This window comes from Paenibacillus validus NBRC 15382 (assembly GCF_004000985.1).
GTDB classification, from domain to species: Bacteria; Bacillota; Bacilli; order Paenibacillales; family NBRC-103111; genus Paenibacillus_G; species Paenibacillus_G validus.
In genome coordinates, this window is sequence record NZ_BIMH01000007.1 from 73,475 (window position 1) to 96,432 (window position 22,958).

The window sequence follows — 22,958 nt, forward strand, 5'->3', positions numbered from 1 at the left end:
TAATCACTCCCTCTACGATCGAAGTTAGTTCTCAAAAACAATCTGTCCGGACTCCCTGCAGCTGTACCCGCCCAAGGCTTCCATCTCCGTCTTGAACGATTCGGATTGAATGACATGCACCAGCATTTGCCCTTCCGGACTGTCGTAAAAGCGCTTGGTCATCAAGAGGTCGTACCGCTCTTCGGCTACCGGGATAAAATCAAGACCCATCGCCTGGGCCGCCGAATAAATGCCGAGACCGACATCCGCCGCTCCTCCCGCCACAGCCGCCGCTATGCTGAGGTGATTGATCGCTTCGCGATCGTATCCGTATACCGCTTCCCGGCTGAGACCTTCTTTTTTTAACAAATAATCAAATAACAGCCTCGTCCCAGCTCCCCGCTGACGATTGATGTAAGTGACGTGAGGCTTTACAAGATCTTCCATACATCTTATTCCTAAAGGATTCCCTTTAGGAAGGATCCAGCCTTGTTCGCGATAAACTAATTGAATCAATACGACATCATGCCCTTTTAAGTGCTTTTCAATATAAGGAACGTTGTAGGTTCCCGATTCCTCGTCGAACAGATGGATACCGGCCGCATGGGCCTCTCCTTTCTGGATGGCGAGAATGCCGCTCATACTTCCAACATGAGAGGATACCAGGAAACGATCCGGATGTTCTTTGCGCAGCAGCGTATGCAGGACGTCGACGGACAGGTCATGGCTACCGGTTATAACCGTCGTACGATCGATCTGCTCTTTGGGCCGATAAAGCTCGAGCTCTACCACTTCGCCTTGCTCATAGCCCATATGCCCCGCAGGAATTCGAAGCATTCCGTCCGCGCGCACCATAGACATGGTGACTCCGGCCGCGCGGGTCAAAGGATTCGCCACATACGCGCCATGAATATAACCGATCGTCATCCGAACGAAATCGTCCGCCCCAACGTCGGAGACGACTCGTCTGCCGAGCTTGACGGGCAATGCGGCTCGCTTAGGCTCGATAAGACCATAATAATGGTAAACCAACGGCCGTGCAAACCATTCCAGCGAAAGATAGGCCGACACGGGGTATCCGGGGACTCCAATAACCGGCGTCCCCTCCACCACGCCCGTAATGGAAGGCTTGCCCGGCCTGGTCGCCACTCCATGAGTAAAGACTTGACCTAATTCGCCGATAACGTGAACCGTATAATCTTCCGTTCCCGCGGAAGAGCCTGCATTCAGAATGACAATATCGGCGATCCGAGCCGCTTCAAGCACTTTTTGTTTAATGACAGCGTACTCATCCTTCACGATACCGAAGTAAATCGGCTCCGCTCCCCATTCTTTCAGATACGAAGCAAAGACGGTGCCGTTAAACTCGATGATCTCCCCGTTATGTACGGTCTCGGACGGCTCGATGAGCTCGGTGCCTGTCGGAATGATCGCAACCTTCGGTCTGCACAGGACAGGCACCTCTACGTTGCCACCTGCCAGCAGCGCCCCCAGGTCGACCGCGCGCAGCGCATGGTGAGCCGGGACGATCATTTCACCCACGACGACGTCTTCTCCAATAGGACGAATATGCTGCCAAGGGGCTACCGGTTCCAGAATCTCAATCGTATGCTCATCCACTTGATGGATATGCTCGATCATGATGACGGCATCGAACCCGGAAGGAATCGGATCGCCTGTATCGACGATTGCATAATCAACGCCTTGTTGAAGACGGACCGGATTCTTCTCATCCGCCCCATGCGTCTTTACCGCCAGGACGGCGACTCCATCCATTGCCGAGGCATGATAATTCGGCATCGACACCTTGGCATAAACAGGCTCCGCCGTGACTCTGCCAAGGGCGTCGGTTGTCCGGACCCGCTCGATCTTCCGGTCAAACGTGATCTTCTCCACAAATTCACGCTGGGCGTCCTGCAGCGGAGTGTCTTCCAAATAAATTTTACGCATTGCTTACTCCTCCCGACACCATCTGCTTCCATGTCATCCCTATGTATTTGTCCTTAATAGGAGCTCCCGAACAGCATGACCTTCACCTGTTCCCCTTCGACAACGCCTTCTTTGTTCGCTGCGATTTCCACAATGCCGTCGCTTTCGACCATCGTTGTAACGAGTCCTGACTTGCCGAACACGGGCACGGCCCACAGCTCGTCCCCGCGCTCTTCGAGACGAACCCGGATATAGTCGCTTCGCCCCACGGCCGAAGGAACATTACGGGAAATGCGCGCCCGGCTTCGTTTATCCGGGACCTCGTTTGATTCGCCCTGAAGCCGTCTTAGAATCGACACCACCAATAAATCGAACATGATCAGAGCCGATACAGGGTGTCCCGGCAACCCTACGACCGGTTTGCCCTGTGACTTCCCGATAATCGTCGGTTTGCCCGGCTTCGTGGCGACCCCGTGTACAAGCACCCCCGGTTCGCCTAGCGCCTCGAGCACTTGAACGGTGAAATCTCGCGTCCCGACCGAACTGCCGCCTGACAGAAGAAGAAGATCCACCTGTTCGAACAGGGCTTTAGCACGCGTTAGCAACTCCTCATACTCATCCCGCACGATGCCGCCATACACCGCTTTCGCTCCCAGTTGGGCAAGCCGGGCGCCGATCATGATGCTGTTAATATCGCGTATCTCTCCCGGGGAAAGCTCCGCTTTGTCCGGAGGCACAATCTCATCTCCAGTGGACAGAATACCCACGATCGGGATGGGGTACACCGCTATTTCCGTTACGCCAATCGCGGCCAATACGCCTACATCCTGCGGGCGGAGCCTGCTCCCCCGGGCCAGCACACGATCCCCGACCCGTACGTCATCCCCGGCGCGGATCACATTCTCTCCGGGAGCGACCTGCCGATATACATTAAGCAGGTCGCCCACCTCTTCCACGTGCTCAATCATCACGACGCTATCGGCGCCCTCCGGCAGCATCCCGCCTGTAGGCATGTATTGGGCCTGTCCCTCAACAAGCGGCAGCTCCGCCCTCTTGCCCATATGGATGTTACCCGTAATGTCAAGGAAAGCGGGCAAGGAATCGGAGGCGCCGTAGGTTGTTTTCGCCTGAACCGCATAACCGTCTACCGTAGATCTTGCGAACGGCGGAACCTGTTCCCGGGAAAACACATCCTCCGCAAGTATGCGGCCCACCGCCTCCAGTATCGAAATTCGAACGGGCTCATGAATAGGGGCGAATTGCTCTTCGATCACGGCCATCGTTTCGTCCACGGTTTTTACATTAAAAAATTTCATGCGCCCTCCCGATTCTGAAATTAGTAACAAATCTACACAAATATGGTTGAAATCCATTATAATTAAGAGGTACGAAGAAGGGGGCAGAACCTATGAAGGTCAAGCTATTTGCCAATTTCCGTGATATTTGCCTGGACAAAGTCGTCGAAGTGCCTTCCCCTGACGGGAGCTCTGTCGCTCAAGTGCTTGAAGATTTAATCAAGCTTTATCCCGCCATGGAAAAGGAAGTATTCGACGGCGACCGGAAGCTTATGCCCTTCGTTCATGTGTTTATTAACGGAAAAAATATCATTCACGAAGATGGATTGAACACGCTCGTTAGCGGGGAGGACCAGTTCGCTCTATTCCCTCCGGTAGCAGGAGGATAATTCGAAGATGGCGGAACAAACGCTGGAATTCCGTGGTATTCGCTGCGAGCATCTGATGAATTATTTCAAGGAATTGGAGGCGGAACAGCAAACCTTTGCATTTCCTTATGTCTTTCATGGTCCCGGTTGGCGCGCGGACATCCTGAGGGAAGATCAGGTCCGGATTACATCCCGATTTGTTGTCAATGCGGTTTTTGTCCGTTTTGAAGCTTCATCCGAACAGGAGCTCCAGGATGTGATTGCCGCCTATCGCCGTAAAACATTTCGGGCAGGAGGGTAGAAAAAGGTGGAATCTGGATTCCACCTTTTTCCCGTTTGTGCTTTAGTTAAATAATCTCCAGCTCTTTCAGCTTTTCTTCCGGAACGACGCCGTTCACCCAGCCGCGAACCTGATAATATTCATCAAGCATAATATCCATACGGCTTACCGATCCCGCGCTGTTCCCTGTCGCGGGTTCTTCCGTGAAGCGTTTGGGCAGGTAATCGTCCTCGCGCTTATTAAACCCGGCCAGGTTGTTATAGTAACGTTCCAGATTATAGATTCTCTCCCCGATTCTCATCACATCGTCGGCGGTAACCTCCACGCCCGTCATCGTCGAGTACTGCTGCGCATAGTTGTCGGCATTCTCGGAGAAGGAAGAGAATTTACAGACGTTCATCGAATCGGAGAACGAGAGAAGATCCTGGAATACTTTAAGCAGGGCTCCTTTGCCTTCGGCCTTCAGACGGTCCGTAGGCTCGGGAATTCCCGCAATCTCGCTGGCTACGGTATAGCCGCGCAGGTGACAGGCTCCGCGATTGCTTGTCGCATAGCCCAATCCGATCCCTTGAATACCGCGAGGGTCATAAGCGGGAATCGATTGTCCCTTCACCGCCATAGCCAAATTCGGATCCCCGAACTGCGCGGCCGCACGGGTAGGCCCTTCCGCTAAGATATCCCCGATGCCTTGGCGGAAAACCATCTGTTCGATCAATTCAATCATCCGATCGGCGTCGCCCCAGTTGAGATTCTCGGAGATGAGCCCTCTCTCAGCCGCCTCCATCGTAACGGACAGGACATTCCCCAGTTCAATCGTGTCCATCCCATATTCGTTACACATGTTGATCATGAAGGAGATCGCGGCTCCATCGCTTAATCCGCAGTTCGCCCCCAGCGCCCAGCCCGATTCATATTCGAAGCTTTCCACGCGGGTCTTGTACTTGCCTTCCTTAACTTCGACTTCCTTCTTACAGGCGACCGGACAGGCGTGGCACGTATTATCGGCAACCAACAGCGTAGCGTTGACCGTCTCCCCGCTATGCCCTTCCGCGCCGTCCCAGTTCGTATATTTGGAGTTCATGGTCGGCAAAGCCCCGACTTCATTAATGAGACTGGTGAGCACGTTCGTGCCGTATACGGATAATCCGCCCTTCTTCGGAGCGGTAAGCCCGCCTTCCATAATAGCCTTAAGACCGTTCTGATTCGCTTTCTTATAGGCTTCGTCCCGGGAAGGAACGGGCATGTTTCCTTTTTGCTCAGCCTTGATGACAATCGCCTTCAGGTTTTTGTAGCCTGCGACGGCCCCTGTTCCTCCGCGTCCGGCCGCACGGTCGTTCTCGTTCATAAAGCCGGCGTAGCGCACGAGATTTTCTCCGGCCTGTCCGATCGTCATGACGCTAAGATTGTCTTTCCCATAACGGTCTTTCATCGTCTGTATGGTGGCTCGCGTTCCTTGTCCCCACACATCGCCGGCATCGCGAAGCTCGGCCTGCCCGTTCTCGATGTACAGGTAAACGGGCTTGTCGCTCTTGCCTTTGAAGATGATATTGTCTATGCCCGCCCATTTCAGCCTGGCCGCCGTCCATCCTCCCATATGGGAATCGGTTACGGTGCCGGTGAGCGGAGATTTCGTAACCACGCATAAGCGCCCGCTCATCACGGTTCTCGAACCGGACACCGGCCCCGTCATAATACAGAGCATATTGTCATCCGAAAACGCTTCCACATCAGGGCCGTTATCTAATAAATACTTCACCCCAAGACCACGGCCGCCGATAAATTTCCTGGCCAAATCCTCGTTAATCTCTCTGTAAGCAATGGTTCGGGACGTTAGATCGACAACGACTTCTCGATTTTTAAATCCGCCTAACTTCATTCAACTCGCCTCCCAAAAGGTTGTGAAACAAGTAAAAAGTTGACATTCTATTCATATTATTTCGACACATCCCAATAAATTCCTGCTTTTTCACGAGCGCCCCGCCCGTTTTAAAAAAGATTGCTATGTCAGGAACTTCGTAATACATTAATAATTGAAACTACTTCTATCTTTTGGAAAAGATCTGCTAGGGAGGATGAGCCATGAGGCCGAACGGAAGGATTCAAGTGATCTCTTATCTTGTAGGTTTCCTGCTGCTGTTTGGCGTAATCGCAGGCTGTAGCAGTCCGGCGCAGGGTACCGTTGCAAGCGCCGGAGACACAAAATCGATTGTACTGGCAACAACGACCAGTACGCAAGACTCGGGTTTACTGGATGTTATTCTTCCAGTCTTTGAGAAGCAATCCGGGATTCAGGTCAAGGTCGTAGCCGTAGGTACCGGACAAGCGATCCAACTGGGGAAAGACGGGAATGCCGACGTTCTTCTCGTTCATGCCAGGAAAGACGAGGACGATTTTGTCGCTTCCGGTTACGGTGTGAACGCTTATGATGTGATGTTTAACCAGTTTCTGCTTGTCGGACCCAAGGAAGATCCTGCCGGGGTGAAGGGGATGACGTCTGCAACGGACGCTGTTAAGGCCATCGCTGCGGCAAAGGCCGCTTTCATCTCGCGCGGGGATGATTCGGGGACCCATAAGAAGGAGCTGTCCATTTGGAAAACCGCAGGGCTCAAGCCCGAAGGCCCGTGGTATTTTTCAGCCGGCCAGGGAATGGGGGCCACGCTCCAAATGGCGGATGAAAAGAACGCCTATACCCTTACGGACGAAGCGACGTACTTATCCAACAAAGGAAGTCTTGTCGTATTGAAGGAGGGCGATCCTACCCTGCTCAATCCATATGGGGTCATTCAAGTGAAATCCAGCGGTAAAGCGGAGTATGGGGAAACGTTCATTCAGTTCCTCGTCGGCCCGGATGGCCAAAAGCTTATCGGAGAGTTCGGCAAGGCCGACTACGGGAAAGGCCTGTTCGTCCCGAATGCCAAAAAAAGATAAAGGTTTAAAAGGGCGTGTCTATGATTTTTAGCTTGCAGGTCATGGAGATTATTGGGTTATCCATACAAGTTTCCACGATAGCCGTTCTATTCGGTATGCTTGTCGGCATCCCCTGCGGCGCTTTTCTAGGTCTGTATTCCTTTCCGGGAAAGCGCTTTATTGTTATTCTGCTCTTTACTTTGATGGGACTGCCTCCCGTTCTCATCGGCGTTATCGTTTATATGGCGCTGTCCAAATATGGTTTGCTCGGTTTTTTCCAGCTGTTGTTCACCCCCGAAGCTATGATTATCGCGCAGACCATCCTCGTGACCCCGATTATTACGGGACTGACGATGTCTGCGGTTCAGGCACGGGAAAGAACGTATTACGAAACGGCCAAAAGTCTCGGCGCCACTCCCTTGCAGCTTGTATGGACGATTCTTAAGGAAGCCAGAGGCGGAATTTGGTCCGGCATTTCCACTGCATACGGGCGTGCGATATCGGAAGTCGGCGCGGTGATGCTCGTCGGCGGAAATATCGAGCATGAGACTCGCGTCATGACAACCGCTATTATTCTGGAGACCCGCAAAGGCAATTTCGATATCGCCCTGCAAATCGGTGCTGTGCTGCTGCTCATCAGCTTTATTTTTAACAGCTTTCTCGTGGCGGGGGCCTTGCAAAACCTGAACGACGGGAGGAGAAAAACCTGATGAAACCGCTAGAAATTCACAATCTAACTGTTGCCTCCGGGGAGCGCATCCTTTTGTCCATCCCCGCTGCATCTTTCGATGAAGGCGTCATGTATGGAATTGTAGGACCTAGCGGTGCCGGGAAGAGCACCTTTCTACGGGTGTTGAACCTCTTGGAAAAGCCTCGTTCAGGGAGCTTATCGATCTGGGGGCATAAGGTGAATGCAGCGGAGCTATCCCACTCGAAGGGTGTTCATTTACAAAGACAGATGGCGTTTGTCGCGCAGAAGCCCGTGATGTTCCAAACTACGGTTTTTGACAATGTGGCGTTGGGGCTCAGCTATAGAGGAGTTCCCCGAAGCAGGCGGGCACAGCTGGTGAGGAAAGCGCTCGACCTGGTCGGTCTTGAGGCAGCCGCGGGCCGTAAAGCGACCTCTCTCTCGGGGGGAGAAGCCCAAAGAATTGCTCTGGCGCGGGCGCTCGTCCTGGAACCGAAGCTCCTCCTGCTGGATGAACCGACCTCGAATCTGGACCCGGCGAATGTAGCTATCATCGAACAGATCATTACTCGAATCCGCAAAGAAAGAGCTATGACGGTCCTGATGGTTACCCACCATTTGCAGCAAGCCCGGCGATTATCCGATCAATGTCTGTTCCTCCATCAAGGACAGATCATCGAACAGAACGATACGGAAGCTTTTTTCGAATCGCCTCGGCATGAAACCCTGCAAGATTTCATTAGCGGAAAAATGGTCTACTGACGATCAACGGATGACGAACGGGCACCATACCCCGGCCGCTCATGAAGCAGGGATAAGCATCCATGCATGCTTATCCCTGCTTCATCCCGTTTCATCGCTCATTTACCTTCAACCGGATACTGGACTAACCGGGCCGCGTTATTTAAATGATAAATTTTCATATCGCAGCTCCTTCCCTACTCTCCTCCACATACGGAATGGTTAGCGGACCAAGCGGCAGCACGGCCACCGTCATCTCCTCGCCATATTTGGCCTTCAATTGCTCCAACGTATTTTCAATGTCCCGGGTCGGCTTGAACATGGCCATCCGGACGTCTTCATCGCCCAAGGTCGAATAGACGTAAACATCCGCCCAAACTTGAATAACCGCCTGTTTTTGTACCTGCCACTGATCGAACATTTTAAAGGAACGGTCATTAATCATGTCCAGTATTTCTTGTGGAGTTTTTCTCATTTGCAAAATTTCCGCATAGTTACCGTGATTAGGCAGACCGTCCGAACATTCGGCGGCGCAAATAATCGTACCTCCTTCTTTCACGATTTTGTGGGCCGCGCTCATCCCCTTGACCGCTTGGTACAAATTTTGATCGAGCGGATAACCCGAATTGGAAGTAATCACAACATCAAACCGGCGATCGCACCTGATCATGGCATGCTCTTTCGTAAATGCGCAGCCTGCATCATGAGCTTCAAACAGTTCTCCGGCAAACACTTGCGTTATTTCTTTCTGACTGTTCAAGGTCACATTCAACATGAAGTCCGGCTTGCACATACGATTTATTTCTCTCGTCATGTTCTGCAAGGGATTGTTGACCATATTCCCCCAGGTGGACAAAGGGTCTCCGATCATCCTGGCATTGTGGAAGGTCAGAATCGTTTCAATCCCCGCAATTCCGGGGACGATACCTTTAGGCCCCCCTGAAAACCCGGCAAAAAAGTGAGGCTCTATAAAACCTGTGACGATACGGAAATCAGCTTCTACATAAGCTTTGTTCAAATAAGCATCGCACCCGAATTCGCTGTGTCCGACCTTCACCAGCTCGTCTTGATGATGGCAGTGATGGTTAATAACGCGGATATGATCCACGACCCATTCACCCAACATCTGAACGAACTCTTCCCTTGTCTGGTCCCGATGCGTGCCTGTTCCGTTGATAATGACATAGTTATCCAGCGGAACATGCGGAAGTTCTTCAATGATCCATGGAATCAGCTTATCGTTCGGAGTCGGTCTGGTAATATCGCTAATGACAATCGCTATTTGATCCGTAGCTTTGACGAGTTCTCTTAACGGCGGTAAGCCGATAGGCTGCCTTAACGCATTCATGACGGCATGCTTCTCGTCCTTTAAGCCTTCGAGATGGTGCGGTTCAATGATGACCGAATGATCAGGCACGTTGATGTGTAAGCTTTCTTTTCCGTATAAAATCGTCGTTTTCAAGAAAAACCCCCCCGATGCCTTTATCCATTATCACGAACGATGAAAGAGGCGCCCGCCCATTCATAAGGCGGGTCGCCAATCAGATTACAAAGTTGCCGCGCCGGTGCGGGTGATCTTCACCACTTTATTGGTTAAAGCTCCGATTCCTTCAATCGTACACTCAATCGTATCCCCGTCCTTGATAAAATCAGCTCCGGCCGGCGTTCCCGACAGGATGACATCTCCAGGCTGCAGGGTCATGACTCTGCTGAGATAAGAAATCATATGATTGATTCCGACAATCATCAGGTTGCTTCTGCTGTCCTGCAGCACTTTACCGTTAACATGCGTTTGCAGCAGCAAAGATCGGGTGTCCAGTTTCGTTTCAATCCAAGGTCCGAGCGGGGTGAAGGTATCGAACGATTTGCCTACCATCCAATGACCGTCCGGATGGAAATATTCCGGCGAAGCGACATCGTTTGCAACGGTATATCCAAAAATATAACGCTCCACATCATCTTCGGGGATATTCTTGCCTTCCTTCCCTAGGATGACGGCAATTTCCGTTTCGAATTTGACCTGCTCCAGCGTGGACGGAATGATGATTTCCTCTCCCGGACCAATGACGGTGCTGACCGGTTTAAAGAAAAAAACAGGTATGCTGGGCAACGTCTGCGGTCTCTCATGCTCGAATTCCACATAATTTTTGCCGATCCCGATAATATGTCTGGGCTGAAGAGGAGCGACAAGCTGAACGCTTTCCAAAGCATAGCTGTTCCCCGTATAATTCCATGTCTCGAATACATTTCCCACGATTTCTTGGACCGTTCCGTCCACCACTACCCCGGACCGAACGGTTGGATCTCCCGCTGCGGTAAATCGCGCAAATTTCACTGGTTTACACCTTCTTTATTTAGGATGAGGAGCTGTTCGATCAACGATTATCCCGACTAAGCAAGCAGCCGATAACCGGGCAGCGTCAGGAATTCTTCAAAATCAGGAGCGAGGGTCATCTGGCTGAACAGCTCTCTGGCCTGTTCATATTTCCCTTGCGTATATTGTTTTTCACCGACCGCACTTCGAATTTTGGCCAATTCCTCAACGACCATTTGCTCGAACAATTGTTCCGTGATCGGGCCTCCGTCTTGCAAAACCCCTCTGGGATGACGAATCCACTGCCACACTTGAGCCCTCGATATTTCTGCAGTAGCCGCGTCTTCCATCAGATTATGAATCGGAACGGCTCCAGATCCGCGCAGCCAGGCTTCTATATATTGAATGCCTACGCTGATATTGGTTCTAAGCCCCGATTCCGTGATCGGTCCTTGCGGGACCTCCAGCAAATCGGCGGCCGTCACTTCGACGTGGTCCAGCTGCTTGCCCACCTGATTCGGCGCCGGCATGATCCGATCGAACACCTCCATAGCAACCGGCACAAGACCCGGATGCGCCACCCATGTGCCGTCGTGGCCGTCGGTAGCTTCCCGCTCCTTATCGGCCCGCACTTTGTCCATAGCCGCCTGGTTGGCTTCAGGATCGTTCTTGATCGGAATTTGCGCAGCCATCCCGCCAATGCAGTGCGCATTCCGTTTATGGCAAGTTTTGATCGCAAGCAGCGAATAAGCGCGCATGAATGGAGACGTCATCGTCACAAGACTGCGATCCGGCAGGATGACGTCCGGTCTGTTGCGCAATTTTTTGATATAGCTGAAGATGTAGTCCCATCTGCCGCAGTTGAGACCCGCAATATGATCGCGCAATTCATACAGGATTTCGTCCATTTCGAAAGCGGCCAGAATCGTTTCGATCAGCACCGTTACTTTAATCGTTTGTTGAGGAATCCCGAGCCTTTCTTGAGCGAAGACGAACACTTCGTTCCACAGCCTTGCCTCTTCATGCGATTCCAGCTTCGGCAAGTAAAAATAGGGGCCGCTGTTTTTGCCAAGCAGCGTTCGGACGTTGTGAAAGAAGTACAGGCCAAAATCGAACAAACTGGCCGAAACGGGCTCCCCGTCGACAAGAACGTGTTTCTCCTCCATATGCCAGCCGCGCGGACGCGGAATCAAAACAGCCACTTTATCATTCAACCGATAAGACTTTCCTTCCGGGCTTTCATAACTGATCGTATGATTCACGGCATCCCGCATGTTGACTTGCCCCAGCATCGTGTTCTCCCACGTAGGCGAGTTGGCGTCTTCAAAATCGGCCATGAACAATTTCGCACCGGAATTCAGCGCGTTGATCACCATCTTCCGGTCGCCGGCCGGCCCCGTTATTTCAACTCTTCGATCCTGCAAGTCAGCCGGTACCGGGGCAATCGTCCACTTTCCGCTGCGGATATCTGCGGTAGATGGAAGAAAATCCGGCAAATGCCCTTCATCGATTTTTTTCTGCCGCTCGGACCGTTTGGCCAGAAGCTCTTTTCGCGTATTTCCAAACTTCCGCTGCAGCGACACGACAAACTCCAGCGCTTCGGGAGTCAGTATTTCCATAATTTCGGTTGTTTGCTTCCCTTGAATGACTACATGATCCAATTGATAGTTCTCTTTCATGCCGAATCGTCCCTTCGTTATTTGATTTATCCCTGACCGATTGCTATTTCCGAGGCGTAGGATTCCATGCATTTGGGGTATCCCGTACCGCCGTCAGGTCATGATCGTCCGGCCAAAGCGTCCAGAGCCGCCTGCGCACAAATGATATCTTGTTCCGAGGTTCCTCCTGAAACGCCGATACCGCCGATTAAGTGCGAATCGTGATAAATGGGCAAGCCGCCTCCAAGAATAATCATGTTGTCGATATGCGCTATGCCTTGCAGCTCGGGCTTATCTTTGATTTTGGAGTACCACTCGGAAGTCGGAATTCCGAAGCCAACTGCCGTGTAGGCCTTGTTATGAGCAATTTTCTGACCAATCAAAGAAGCTTTGTCCATACGAAGAAACCCTTTCGGGTTCCCTCCGTCGTCCATGACCATAATATTGACGGCTATGCCTAATTCATTCGCTTTATGCACACAAGTTTCTATCATTGTCATCGTCATCTCTTGCGTCAAAACCGGTTTTTGTCCAACAAATGCCACTGCAATTTCCCCTTTGCTATGATCTTGAATCAGGACTTGCCGTAATTTGCGGTTTTCCCCAGGTCATCTCTTCTCCAATTCGATGTCGGGGAGAGATGAATCAAGCCGCTTGTTTCCGCATGGTTCCAGGTCATTTCATAAATCCCGTTTATTTTCGTGATGAACTTTACCGTTATTTCGCTTCCGTAGGCTGGTGGAAACATGAATTTGTCAGGCAGCTTCACTAAACATTTCGGAGCAGGCGAGTCTGCGTCTATTAAACAAGAAGCATTCACTTCGTATTCATCCTGATGCCAAGCGATCTGATAAAGTCCGGAATGAGGGAACATATAATTTTCCGAGGTCTTCACTTTAAAACTAAAAAATTTGGACTGGCTTGGCGATACGCTCCCATGAATCGTATAGTAATCGCCTAAATAGTCCGGCACACGATCGACTTTACCCGATTGTATAAGCTGCCTGATTAGCGTGGAGCCAATTTTCTGACCATGACGCTCAAGCTTCTCAATCGTAACGATGTTTACTTGCCCCATGGTATGGTCCCGGAGGGAATCCATATTGCCGCGTCCATATTTTCCATATGTAAAATCAAATCCCGCAACGATATGTTTGGGGTTTAGCGGAAGAATAAAGTCGGAAACAAACTGAGCCGGAGCAAGCGATGAGAATTCTTTATCAAAACGAATGACGTACAGGGCGTCAACCTTCATTTGTTCGAATATTTTTATTTTTAAAGACAACGGCGTCATGCAGGGTCTCTGGATTTCCCGGGGGTCAAGCACTTCTTTGGGATGCGGGAAAAAGGTCATGACCGCCAGCTGCATGTTTTCCTGGATAGCCAATTTTTTAGCGCTGTTTATAATATGCTGATGAGCCAGATGAACCCCGTCAAAAAATCCCAAGACCAGCACACAAGGCTGCTTGGCCTGATCGCCATTCGGGTTTACGGGTGAGTCATAACAATTCACGGCCATTCTCCCTTCAAAGAGATATATAGACAAAATAACGCCGGATCACATCACTTATCGGAAAAATGGTTGAGACAGGCCGGGCCCGAAGTCGAGAGCAGGTCGCAGTTCACCCATGCCGCCTGCTCCTGCTCATCTTCGATTTCATCCGCAGCTGCTAAGAGCCTATTCTTGAGGAACTCCCTTGCGTAAATGTGCTCATTCGCTTACGAAACGCCGGTGAGAGATGGACCTGATGAGTTTTAATGCTGTTTACACCCTTAATTTCGGTCAATGCAGGCTCGACAATAGCCAAGTATGTAAAACCAATGGCCGGACATGCACTGCAGGCCCCTATGAATTCGATCGACACTTCACCATCTTCGTCGATGTCATGGATGATGAGATCGCCGGCATGTCCCCGCAGACGCGCTCTGACATCTTTAATCGAATCATTGATTTCCTTAATCGACGGAACGTGGGTAGACATAGTCTCGTTCATAGGCTTTGCTCCTCACCTTATTTGATAAGTCCGATCGCGCGCGCTTTGGCATCCAGGTCGATTCCTAATGCTTTGGCATAGTTCAAGCCAAATATTTTTTTCTTCATTTCTTCTGTGACATCCGGGTAACCGTAGCCTTCCTGAAGGTCCTCAGGCATTTTGAAGTTATCCAAAATATCAATGTAGGACTGGACGTTCGGCCACAGCCATGCGTCCGTTCCGTAACAGATGCGATCCGCGCCAACGTGAAGAAGCGCCTTGCCGAGCAGTTCGGTCATCGCCCGCGGAGCAACGAAGTATTGGTTGAACCACAGAGGCATGATCATATAAATGTTGGAAAACCGCGAAGCAATGTTGATCGCCTCGTCAATGTAAGGGTCTCCAAAATGGTGCATGGCGAAGTTCAGCTGAGGGAAATCGTACGCCGCCTGCTGCAGGTCGTTCGGACGCAGGTGCTCCACCCGCTGGGTAGGTCCAATCGGCAGCCCTTTATGAAACTGCACGGTTTTGATGCCGAGCTCGATAGCTTTCTCAAATAGCGGGTAGGCGATTTTCTCGTCGTCCGCGCTCCACCAGTTCCTGATGGTCTGAGCTTGGTAGAACTTGATACTGACAGCGCCCATTTCTTTCACTTGGCGCTCCATCTCTTCCATCGCACCGTTGAGCCCCTGGTAGAGAGGATCAACCGCGCCACAGAAGAAGTAGCGATCGGGCTTCGTTTGGGCGATTTCGTACGCTATCCGAACAGGCGCCATGCCATCCTTGAAGACTCCGAAGGCCGGAATCGGCTGCACCACCGCGAAGTCCGTATCGGACTCGTCAAACAGCTTCTTATTCGCCCATTCGTACTCCGGCGGATTCTCGATCCCTGCATACGACACCTGCTGGCCGTTGATGCCTGTGAAGTCGAGGAATCCTTTCATGGACGCCTTGCCCATTCGCGAAGCGTCATTGATCATTTGCTGCTCCCGAAAGTCCATTGCATGTACCACAGCATCGAAAACGATTGCACCGTTTCTCATATCTCTTCGCCTCCAAATTTATATGATCTTTCATCGATCAGTTCAGGCTAACAGACTTATAATTGCTTCGATCCGAGGCCATCCAGCGATACTCGAAACAGGTCGTACGTCTCAGCGATATGCTCGCGCATCAGCTTTTCCGCGAGGTCCGGGTCACGATCCCGAATCGCCGCAACGATCCGGATATGCTGATTCGCAAAACGCAGCATCTGAACCGATGAAGTATGCGGAAAGTACAGCCGACGCGAGAGACGCACCTGGTCGGCGATAGATACCGCCATCCGGGCGATGACGGGGTTACCGCACCCGCCGGTGATCTTGTCATGGAAGTCGCTTCCCAGCGCGACCATGAGTTCGGGATCGGGAGCCTCATTTTTGTTCAAAATTTGACGGTATTCATTATCCACCAGCTCCAGCTCGGACGGATCCATGTAAAGCGCAGCGAGGCGCGCCGCCATACCGTCTATCGCCATTCGGGCCACAAAAAGATCTCTGAGATCGGTCGGGCTTAATATCCGGACGTTTGCGCCCCGATTGGGTATGAGCGTGACTAAACCGTCTTGCTCCAGCTGCAGCAACGCTGCGCGGACCGGAATTCGGCTTGCGCCCAGCTCCTCGGCAACGACACGCTCGATGATCGGGTCACCCGGCTGGTAATAGCCCTGCAAGATGCGTTCTTGAATCTGACGATATATCGTTTCTTGCTTACTCATGCTCATAGGTAAAACCTCACTTCAATTTCATTTCCATTCCGTATACCGTATTTCGTCCCCCCCAGCCTATATCGTTCAAGACCGTGCCTGAACCGGGTATCATAACCGGGCTCATCGTTGATTAGACGCTCTGACCACCGGCATGACTAGCCCAGCTTGAAAGGGTCGCGGCTCTGACCGGATAGCTCCACCCAAACGGACTTCACTTGCGTATACTCCTTGATGGACTCGAGCCCGTTCTCTCTCCCGATACCGCTCATTTTGTAGCCGCCGAAAGGCGTATTGAAGGAGATGGTGCGATAGGAGTTAATCCAAATCGTGCCGGCGCGCAGGGCGTGCGCTACCCGGTGTGCCCGCTGAACGTCCTTGGTCCAGATACCGGCTCCCAAGCCGAACGGGCTATCGTTCGCCTGACGTACAATTTCTTCCTCGTCCTTGGCGGCGATCACGCTGAGCACCGGACCGAAGATTTCCTCCCGGGCCACTCTCATCTTGTTGTTTACGCCCGTAAGGATCGTCGGTTCGATGAAGAAGCCGTCTTGAAGTTCCGCTTCCGACGGGGCTTTGCCGCCGTAAACCAGCTCGGCGCCCTCTTCCAGACCGATGTTAATGTAGCTCTGCACTTTGTCGAGCTGCTCCTTGAAGGCGATCGGTCCCATCTCCGTCTCCATCTCCAGCGGGTTACCCAGCTTGATGGAGCGGGCCTTCTCAACAAGCCGCTTGACCAGCTCGTCATGGATGGATTCCTGGACAATGAGTCTGGATCCGGCGATGCACGTCTGACCGGTAGCCGCGAAAATACCGGCGACAACCCCGTTGACCACTGCATCGAGGTCCGCATCATCGAAGACGATATTCGGAGACTTGCCGCCCAGCTCGAGCGTGACCTTGGCGATATGTTCCGCAGCATCCTTCATCACCCGTTTCCCGGTCTCCGTAGAGCCTGTGAAGGCTATTTTGTCCACGCCAGGATTCCGGACAAGAGCGCTCCCCGTAGTGGCGCCGTAACCGGTTACAACATTGAATACGCCATCCGGGAAGCCCGCCTCCTGAATAAGCTTCGCGAACTCCAGCGTGGAGGCTGGCGTTTGCTCGGCGGATTTGACTACGAATGTACAGCCCGAAGCAAGCGCTGGCGCGAGTTTCCAGGTTAACAGAAAGAGCGGCGAGTTCCACGGCATAATGGCGCCGACCACGCCTAAGGGCTCTCTCCTCGTGTAAACGAAGAAATTAGGCTTGTCGGAAGGAATGGTTTCCCCCTGGATCTTATCCGCGGCGCCTGCGAAGTAGTAGAACCACTCCGACATCGCGCTGAGCTGTCCGCGCGTTTCTCTCAGGAGCTTGCCATTGTCCATACTCTCGATGGTAGCGAGCTCTTCCGTATGATCCGCAATCAGCTCGGCCAAGCGACGCATAAGCCGCGCTCTCTCCGTCCCGGTCATCTTCCCCCACGGGCCCTCGTCGAATGCCCGGCGAGCGGCATCAACCGCAGCTTCTACATCCTCTGCGTCAGCTTCAGGTACGGTGGCCCAAACTTTGCCCGTGTAAGGATTAATCGTCTCGAAGGTTTTGCCTGAGCGGGCGTCGACCCACGCTCCCCCGATAAACATCTTGTAGTCACGAACATCGACAGCCTTCGGTGCCTCGATCAGCTTCATTTTCCCCAACTCGTTCACCTCTCTCGGTTTAGTGTAAAGGGTGTGTCTTTACTTTAATTGTATACCAATTGAATACCATAATCAAGGAAATTTTGGCAATATTACCACTTCTCTTCGGGTCAAGATTGACCGCCCTTCACTGGTCCAAGCACTGCCGCATGAGGATGAACCCGGCACGCCGCAGCATGGTCCGGACCTTCTCATGGACTTTGCGGGTCTTGGGAATAGGGCCATCCATTCATGTTCAGGAATGCCTTCGTGGTGTGACTGCCATCTTGAGTCTCGGCCAGCGACTTGGGCCCCTCGAAGCCGATTACTTTCCACCCGATATGATCTTTGTTGCCTCCGTAGACCGGATCTGAATAAAAGCCTTGTCTCGTATGAAAGACCAGCGTGTGAAAAAAGTCCAGTCCCTCATCCGAAACGGGCTGATTGGATGGAGGTGCGCCGCCGGCGGTCGAGTCTTCGTCCCCGGCCTCCGCGTTTATCAGGAACGGCTGTACCGGCGGCTCGCCGGAGAGCGTAAGCAGCACCTCATCCTGCTGCTCTTCGGTCAACGCGATGAACGCTGCGCCGAATTTCTCCCGGCTTACTTCGTCCAGCTCGCGGACGCCCTCCGTGTACTTATCCTGCATGGCCTGCATGCGCGTAATCCAGGCTTCGAAGTCTTTGCCCGCCAGCTGCAGGAATCCGCTGCCGTCGGCGTTAGCATAAATGTAGTCGGTACCGGATATGTAGCGGTCAATATACCGCACCACATTCGCTTCTCGCGCGCCCGGGTCGTGATCGGTGGGAATGATGCGCGCCGTGGCGGCCTCGATGGTCAACCATTGGTGTTCGTCGAAGAACAACCGCTCGTCGGTATTGGCGTCAATCGGGAGCATCTCCCAGTTGCTTTGGCTAGTCATCGCTCCTACACATCCTTTCTTATCGTGCCTGAACGGCTACGTCCAGACCTTTGCCGTGCACCTGGGCGATATATTCCGAGCAGCGCCAAGCGTTAGCCATAATCGTAAGCGTCGGATTGACTCCCAGGTTCGGTAAGAAGCTCCCGTCAAGTACGTACAGGTTGTCGACGTCATGCGCCCGGCACCATTTGTTCAACACGGACTTCGAGGGGTCGTTACCCATCCGGGCTGTGCCCTGCTCATGGCAGGTGTTGCCGTTAATGCCATCCATGTACACGGGGATGGTCTTGCTCGCGCCGGCCGCTTTCAATATCTCGATGTTCTTATCGACCTGCCAGTTCCCTTGACGGATGTCATTAGGGTGAGCGGTATGCGTTATTCGTGCGACCGGGAGTCCCCAGGCATCCTTAACCTCCGGATCCAGTTCAACCCTGTTGGTCTCCCGGGGCAGATCGTTAACGAGGACGCCGATCTTCATGCTGTGGTTAAACAGCTCCCGGTCTGTGTCCTTGGCCGCCTTGCCCCAGGTCGGCCGTCCTGGAAAGGTCCAGTTCACCGGAAGGCCCAAGCCGGACGCACAGATCAGCGAACCAAGAATATGTCCCCGGCTTTGATCCGTCTCGTAAAATTCCATGGAAGCTCCATTCACATAAGATCCCGCCCAGCCGTAAAGCGGGTCGTGAATTTCCTTATCGAACAAGCCGATGGCGAAGATGTACTCATGAAAAGTCACGTTTCTCCCCACTTGACCGCTGCTGTTCGCCAGTCCGTCCGGAAATAAATTCGACTTGCTCGCAAGCAGCAAGCGTGCCGATTCAATGGCCCCGCAGGCTAGAATCACGATGCTGGCCTCCTGCTCGACCTCGCGTCCGTTCTCGTCGATATAGATGGCTCCCTTGGCGCGTCCGTCCTTGTGCAGCGTAATTTCGCGGACGTAAGTATCGGGCCGCAGTTCCAGCAGCCCCGTCGAAAGCGCTTCCGGAACAAACGTATGCAAGGTGCTCGACCTGCCACTTGTCGGGTCGCCGAACTGCTGCACGAACCCGGAGTGGTTAGAAGGCTTTCTTCCTTTGTGCTCCTTTGTAATTACCGCTTGAGGCATCGGGAATGAATTATAGCCCAGCTTGGAGCATGCCTCGTGAAACACCTTCCCGTAAGGGGACAACGGCATCGGCGGGCAAGGGTACTCTTTGCTGCGCGGTGCCTCGTACTTATTCAAGCCGCCCTTCCCGGATACGCCGAACTCCCACTCCACCTTGGTGTAATACGGCTCGAGCTCTTCGTAGGTAATAGGCCAATCGGCAAGGCTGGCGCCCGGGACATCTCCGTGCAAGGTATGAAGCATGAAATCCGACTTCGCAGCGCGCGGGAACCACCCGCTCATATGTACAGTTCCTCCGCCCACCAGGTTGGGAGTCGGCGAGAACCTGCGAACCACCGTTTGGGCGTTCTCATCGGGCCGGTAAGTACGCGGTTTTAATTTCTCGTCCGGCCAAATGTAGTTCCGGTTGAGGAATTTCAGTTCATCCCCGGAGAATTGCTCGGGCTTCAACCATGGACCGCGTTCCAACGCTACGACCTTCAGACCGGACTCGGTCAAAACCTTGGCCGCCGTTGCGCCGGTTGCTCCTGTTCCAATGATGAGGACGTCGACTGGATCTGGCTTATGAGCGTAATTCATACTTCGTACCCTCCCTAATTTATGTACAATATAAATTCTCTGGCAGGTTATCCTTTTCCTTCTTCTTTTTTGTAATCGGTTTCATCCGTTCTTGACGAATGCTGCCGAACCGGGATAGTGAATCTGTGCTCTCGCTTTCACCTCAACGCCGAAACCATTTAATCAGTTTATTAAGCCGTTTGGGACCTTCCCCGCCGGTAAAGAATACGGCGATGAGAATGACCAATCCCAGCACGATCAGTTGGGGCTCCGGCAGGATGCCGACCAGGTTCATGATGTTGGAAATGATGCCGATGAGGAGACCGCCTATAACGGCGCTGATCGGATTGCCGGTCCCGCCGAAGAGCGACGTCCCTCCGACTACCGCGGAAGCGATGGCATTGAGCTCATATCCCTTGGCGAGCAGCGAGCTGCCCTGCTGAAGCTGGGCGGCCAGGATGAGTCCCGCCAGACCTGAGAACAGTCCGGATATGACATAGGTGGTGATCAGATTGCGATTGACGGGCAGCCCTGAGAGACGGGCGGCTTCGGGGTTGCCGCCGATGGCGTACAGCTGGCGGCCGAAGGTTGTATATTTCATAATAAAGGCAGTGACGAGCATCACCACAATAACCAGAATGACGGAGTTCGGTATTCCCAGGAGACTTCCTGTAAATAGCTTCAGGTAGGTTGGATTGGAGACCTCAATCAGGGTGCCGACTTGAATGAGATACGCAACCCCTCGGGCGATGCTGAGCATGGCGAAGGTGGCAATGAAGGGTGTAATGCCCCCGTAAACGACAGCAATGCCGTTGATCAAACCCGCTGCAGCGCATACGGCCAAGGTTAACGCAATGACGATCGGAATCGGCAGCCCCTGCCGCAGCAGGACAGCGACCATCACCGTTCCCAGAGCGGCAATCGAACCGACCGACAAGTCAATGCCGCGTGTGACAATGACTTTGAACTGACCGATCGCCAGGATCGAAACAACAACTCCAGTCACGATGATGTTCTCGATATTGCGGCCGGTCAAAAAATAGGGCGAGGCGATCGCTCCTGCCACCACAGCCAGACCCAAGAAAATAACGAGGTAGCTTCGCTTGATGAGATCGACGATGCCGGATGAAGCGAACAGCGGCCCCCGCGATACCACCGACGTCTCTTCCTTACTGGACTTATTCAGCGTCTGCATGACTGTCCCCACCTTTCACTTGTATTCTTGTATCAGTAGCATTGCGCGATGACCACATCGCCGTGAGGATCCACTTCATCGTGCAAGAACTCGCCAACGATCCGACCTCGGGCGATGACTAGAATACGATCGCACATAAGCGTTTCTGGAAGCTCCGAACTCATGAGCAGCACGGATCCTCCCTCACGCACGAACTCCCCGATCAACTTGTAGATCTCCTCTTTGGCCCCGACATCAATGCCGCGTGTAGGCTCGTCAAAGATCAATATTTTCGTTTGGCTGGCCAACCATTTGGCAAGCACCACTTTCTGCTGGTTACCGCCGCTAAGATTCACGACTTTTTGATCCGGACCCCTCATCTTTATGTTCAGCGATAGGCCCAGTTCCCGAGCGCTCTGCTCCTCCCGGTTGCGGTTAATCACCGAATAGCGGCTCACATCGGATAAACTGGCCATCGTCACATTCTCAGTTACTGACATATTCAACACAAGGCCCTCGGTTTTGCGGCTTTGCGGAAGAAGTCCGATCCCTGCGCGGATGGCCTCGCTTGGACTTCGGAGCTTCGTCGGCCGACCGTTGATCGTGATCTTTCCGCTTATCCGTTCGCGTGCGCCGAACAGGCAAGCGGCCAACTCCGACTGTCCGCTTCCCACCAAACCCGCCACGCCGAGCACCTCGCCACGGTGAAGCTTGAAGCTTATATCGTGGAGAACGGAGCCATCATGGAGGTTCTCGACGGAAAGTGCGACATGCCCGGGATCGCCTCCTAGTCCGTAACGGGGCTTCTCGCCTCCCCCCAACGATTCTCCCAAGAGCAAGCCCCCGAGGTTTCTCCCGATCATCGCCCGGACGATGTCCGCCGGCGTCGTTTGATCAACCTCGTACGTTCCCACCTTGCGGCCGTCGCGCAATACGGTGATCCGCTGACAGATTTCAAAAACCTCATCCATTCGATGAGAAATATAGATGAATGTCACACCCTGTTTCTGAAGGCTTTTCAGCACCTGGAGCAGACGTTTAACGTCCTGCGCAGGCAGGGTGGCTGTCGGTTCATCCAAAAGTATGATTGGAGGGCGACCGTGGAGCGTTTTTGCCACATGCAGCACCTTGGCGAGTTCAACGCCCTGCTGTTGGGCGGTGGTTAACGAGCTGACCGGCTGATTCACATCGATGTTGATGCCGAGCCACTCAAGCGCCTCGCGGGCCCGCTCCCGCATCGTTCGCCAATTCAGGACTCCGCCGGCGCCACGCGGTAAGTCGCTGAGAAAAATGTTTTCAGCGATCGAGAGGCCCGGTACGAGGCTGAGCTCCTGATAAATAGTGAAGATCCCCTCGCGTTGACTGTCGTGCGGATTGTTGAACCGTACAGGTCTGCCCTCCAGCTCAATCGTGCCGCTATCAGGCCTTTCCACTCCGGACACCGCACGGATGATCGTAGATTTTCCGGCGCCGTTTTGGCCGGCCAGACAGTGGATTTCACCCCGGCGAATATCCAGGTTAATACGGTGCAGCACCTGGATACCGGAGTATGACTTACAGAGCCCTCGAAGGGAGAGAGCCAACTCTTCTTGTTCGACCATTTGACGCTGCCTCCTTTCACATTTGTGAGAGTGCTCGCTTCGACGAAGGAAGCCTGACACATGATCGGC

At 52.9% G+C, this 22,958-nt stretch carries 21 protein-coding genes; 5 read left to right on the forward strand and 16 right to left on the reverse strand.

Features of this window, described 5'->3' with window-relative positions; all coding sequences use genetic code 11:
- Window positions 1–24: 24 nt before the first annotated feature.
- Both PVA01S_RS07400 and PVA01S_RS07405 read right to left on the reverse strand, forming a co-directional pair.
- Complete coding sequence (locus PVA01S_RS07400; RefSeq protein WP_127606455.1) at window positions 25–1,929, reverse strand: molybdopterin biosynthesis protein; 1,905 nt, start codon at window positions 1,927–1,929, stop codon at window positions 25–27.
- A gap of 53 nt (window positions 1,930–1,982) precedes the next feature.
- Window positions 1,983–3,224, reverse strand: coding sequence for a molybdopterin molybdotransferase MoeA (locus PVA01S_RS07405; protein WP_127606456.1), 1,242 nt, complete (start codon window positions 3,222–3,224; stop codon window positions 1,983–1,985).
- Window positions 3,225–3,316: 92 nt separating this feature from the next.
- Here PVA01S_RS07405 and PVA01S_RS07410 point away from each other — a divergent pair, with 92 nt between their 5' ends.
- Together PVA01S_RS07410 and PVA01S_RS07415 are read left to right on the forward strand one after the other, a co-directional pair.
- On the forward strand, window positions 3,317–3,592 hold the full coding sequence (locus tag PVA01S_RS07410) for a ubiquitin-like small modifier protein 1 (RefSeq protein WP_127606458.1): 276 nt from the start codon (window positions 3,317–3,319) through the stop codon (window positions 3,590–3,592).
- A 7-nt stretch (window positions 3,593–3,599) separates the two neighbouring features.
- On the forward strand, window positions 3,600–3,872 hold the full coding sequence (locus PVA01S_RS07415) for a MoaD-like domain-containing protein (protein ID WP_054795412.1): 273 nt from the start codon (window positions 3,600–3,602) through the stop codon (window positions 3,870–3,872).
- A 46-nt stretch (window positions 3,873–3,918) separates the two neighbouring features.
- Here the strand turns inward: PVA01S_RS07415 and PVA01S_RS07420 are convergent, their stop codons facing one another.
- The gene (locus PVA01S_RS07420; protein WP_054795411.1) at window positions 3,919–5,727 is read right to left on the reverse strand and encodes an aldehyde ferredoxin oxidoreductase family protein; all 1,809 of its coding nucleotides are present in this window, start codon (window positions 5,725–5,727) and stop codon (window positions 3,919–3,921) included.
- Window positions 5,728–5,930: 203 nt separating this feature from the next.
- Between PVA01S_RS07420 and PVA01S_RS07425 the strand changes: the two genes are divergently transcribed.
- From PVA01S_RS07425 to PVA01S_RS07435, 3 genes are read left to right on the forward strand one after another with little or no spacing between them, the layout of a single operon-like run.
- Window positions 5,931–6,779: an ABC transporter substrate-binding protein gene (locus PVA01S_RS07425; RefSeq protein WP_127606460.1), complete on the forward strand. Its 849-nt coding sequence runs from the start codon at window positions 5,931–5,933 to the stop codon at window positions 6,777–6,779.
- Between the two features lie 20 nt (window positions 6,780–6,799).
- Entirely contained in the window at window positions 6,800–7,468 is a 669-nt protein-coding gene (locus PVA01S_RS07430) for an ABC transporter permease (protein ID WP_127606461.1), read from the forward strand.
- Window positions 7,468–8,208, forward strand: a complete 741-nt coding sequence (locus PVA01S_RS07435) for an ATP-binding cassette domain-containing protein (RefSeq protein WP_127606463.1) — start codon at window positions 7,468–7,470, stop codon at window positions 8,206–8,208. The genes PVA01S_RS07430 and PVA01S_RS07435 overlap by 1 nt, the downstream gene beginning before the upstream one ends.
- 157 nt (window positions 8,209–8,365) lie before the next feature.
- On the opposite strand, the gene larA is transcribed toward PVA01S_RS07435, so the two are convergent.
- The 13 genes from larA to PVA01S_RS07500 all read right to left on the reverse strand — a co-directional run bounded on the left by larA (window position 8,366) and on the right by PVA01S_RS07500 (window position 22,889).
- Window positions 8,366–9,649 carry a nickel-dependent lactate racemase gene (larA, locus tag PVA01S_RS07440; protein WP_127606465.1) on the reverse strand — a complete coding sequence of 428 codons (1,284 nt, stop codon included), beginning with the start codon at window positions 9,647–9,649 and terminating at the stop codon, window positions 8,366–8,368.
- Between the two features lie 84 nt (window positions 9,650–9,733).
- Window positions 9,734–10,522 carry a fumarylacetoacetate hydrolase family protein gene (locus tag PVA01S_RS07445; protein WP_127606466.1) on the reverse strand — a complete coding sequence of 263 codons (789 nt, stop codon included), beginning with the start codon at window positions 10,520–10,522 and terminating at the stop codon, window positions 9,734–9,736.
- Window positions 10,523–10,578: 56 nt separating this feature from the next.
- Window positions 10,579–12,180: a malate synthase A gene (gene aceB / locus PVA01S_RS07450; protein ID WP_127606468.1), complete on the reverse strand. Its 1,602-nt coding sequence runs from the start codon at window positions 12,178–12,180 to the stop codon at window positions 10,579–10,581.
- 98 nt (window positions 12,181–12,278) lie between these two features.
- Window positions 12,279–12,704 (reverse strand): GlcG/HbpS family heme-binding protein, encoded by a 426-nt coding sequence (locus tag PVA01S_RS07455; protein ID WP_054795410.1) that lies wholly within the window; start codon window positions 12,702–12,704, stop codon window positions 12,279–12,281.
- Window positions 12,705–12,733: 29 nt separating this feature from the next.
- Window positions 12,734–13,672 carry an FAD synthetase family protein gene (locus PVA01S_RS07460; RefSeq protein ID WP_164751765.1) on the reverse strand — a complete coding sequence of 313 codons (939 nt, stop codon included), beginning with the start codon at window positions 13,670–13,672 and terminating at the stop codon, window positions 12,734–12,736.
- A gap of 157 nt (window positions 13,673–13,829) precedes the next feature.
- Window positions 13,830–14,153 carry a NifU family protein gene (locus PVA01S_RS07465; RefSeq protein WP_054798920.1) on the reverse strand — a complete coding sequence of 108 codons (324 nt, stop codon included), beginning with the start codon at window positions 14,151–14,153 and terminating at the stop codon, window positions 13,830–13,832.
- Window positions 14,154–14,170: 17 nt separating this feature from the next.
- A complete protein-coding gene (locus PVA01S_RS07470; protein WP_127606472.1) occupies window positions 14,171–15,175 on the reverse strand; it encodes an amidohydrolase family protein in 1,005 nt (334 codons plus the stop codon).
- A 56-nt stretch (window positions 15,176–15,231) separates the two neighbouring features.
- Window positions 15,232–15,894 carry a GntR family transcriptional regulator gene (locus PVA01S_RS07475; RefSeq protein WP_127606474.1) on the reverse strand — a complete coding sequence of 221 codons (663 nt, stop codon included), beginning with the start codon at window positions 15,892–15,894 and terminating at the stop codon, window positions 15,232–15,234.
- Window positions 15,895–16,034: 140 nt separating this feature from the next.
- Entirely contained in the window at window positions 16,035–17,546 is a 1,512-nt protein-coding gene (locus tag PVA01S_RS07480) for an aldehyde dehydrogenase (RefSeq protein ID WP_054798927.1), read from the reverse strand.
- 200 nt (window positions 17,547–17,746) lie between these two features.
- Complete coding sequence (locus tag PVA01S_RS07485; protein WP_127606476.1) at window positions 17,747–18,454, reverse strand: gluconate 2-dehydrogenase subunit 3 family protein; 708 nt, start codon at window positions 18,452–18,454, stop codon at window positions 17,747–17,749.
- Between the two features lie 19 nt (window positions 18,455–18,473).
- Window positions 18,474–20,135, reverse strand: a complete 1,662-nt coding sequence (locus tag PVA01S_RS07490; RefSeq protein ID WP_127606478.1) for a GMC family oxidoreductase — start codon at window positions 20,133–20,135, stop codon at window positions 18,474–18,476.
- A gap of 142 nt (window positions 20,136–20,277) precedes the next feature.
- Window positions 20,278–21,309 carry an ABC transporter permease gene (locus tag PVA01S_RS07495; protein ID WP_127606480.1) on the reverse strand — a complete coding sequence of 344 codons (1,032 nt, stop codon included), beginning with the start codon at window positions 21,307–21,309 and terminating at the stop codon, window positions 20,278–20,280.
- 32 nt (window positions 21,310–21,341) lie between these two features.
- Entirely contained in the window at window positions 21,342–22,889 is a 1,548-nt protein-coding gene (locus PVA01S_RS07500; protein WP_127606482.1) for a sugar ABC transporter ATP-binding protein, read from the reverse strand.
- Window positions 22,890–22,958 lie beyond the last annotated feature (69 nt).

Excerpts from the sequence above, each read along its gene's own strand:
- PVA01S_RS07400 (WP_127606455.1), bottom strand. The coding sequence starts at position 1,929 with ATGCGTAAAATTTATTTGGAAGACACTCCGCTGCAGGACGCCCAGCGT.
- PVA01S_RS07405 (WP_127606456.1), bottom strand. The coding sequence starts at position 3,224 with ATGAAATTTTTTAATGTAAAAACCGTGGACGAAACGATGGCCGTGATC.
- PVA01S_RS07410 (WP_127606458.1), top strand. The coding sequence starts at position 3,317 with ATGAAGGTCAAGCTATTTGCCAATTTCCGTGATATTTGCCTGGACAAA.
- PVA01S_RS07415 (WP_054795412.1), top strand. The coding sequence starts at position 3,600 with ATGGCGGAACAAACGCTGGAATTCCGTGGTATTCGCTGCGAGCATCTG.
- PVA01S_RS07420 (WP_054795411.1), bottom strand. The coding sequence starts at position 5,727 with ATGAAGTTAGGCGGATTTAAAAATCGAGAAGTCGTTGTCGATCTAACG.
- PVA01S_RS07425 (WP_127606460.1), top strand. The coding sequence starts at position 5,931 with ATGAGGCCGAACGGAAGGATTCAAGTGATCTCTTATCTTGTAGGTTTC.
- PVA01S_RS07430 (WP_127606461.1), top strand. The coding sequence starts at position 6,800 with ATGATTTTTAGCTTGCAGGTCATGGAGATTATTGGGTTATCCATACAA.
- PVA01S_RS07435 (WP_127606463.1), top strand. The coding sequence starts at position 7,468 with ATGAAACCGCTAGAAATTCACAATCTAACTGTTGCCTCCGGGGAGCGC.
- aceB (WP_127606468.1), bottom strand. The coding sequence starts at position 12,180 with ATGAAAGAGAACTATCAATTGGATCATGTAGTCATTCAAGGGAAGCAA.
- PVA01S_RS07465 (WP_054798920.1), bottom strand. The coding sequence starts at position 14,153 with ATGAACGAGACTATGTCTACCCACGTTCCGTCGATTAAGGAAATCAAT.
- PVA01S_RS07470 (WP_127606472.1), bottom strand. The coding sequence starts at position 15,175 with ATGAGAAACGGTGCAATCGTTTTCGATGCTGTGGTACATGCAATGGAC.
- PVA01S_RS07475 (WP_127606474.1), bottom strand. The coding sequence starts at position 15,894 with ATGAGCATGAGTAAGCAAGAAACGATATATCGTCAGATTCAAGAACGC.
- PVA01S_RS07480 (WP_054798927.1), bottom strand. The coding sequence starts at position 17,546 with ATGAAGCTGATCGAGGCACCGAAGGCTGTCGATGTTCGTGACTACAAG.
- PVA01S_RS07485 (WP_127606476.1), bottom strand. The coding sequence starts at position 18,454 with ATGACTAGCCAAAGCAACTGGGAGATGCTCCCGATTGACGCCAATACC.
- PVA01S_RS07490 (WP_127606478.1), bottom strand. The coding sequence starts at position 20,135 with ATGAATTACGCTCATAAGCCAGATCCAGTCGACGTCCTCATCATTGGA.
- PVA01S_RS07495 (WP_127606480.1), bottom strand. The coding sequence starts at position 21,309 with ATGCAGACGCTGAATAAGTCCAGTAAGGAAGAGACGTCGGTGGTATCG.
- PVA01S_RS07500 (WP_127606482.1), bottom strand. The coding sequence starts at position 22,889 with ATGGTCGAACAAGAAGAGTTGGCTCTCTCCCTTCGAGGGCTCTGTAAG.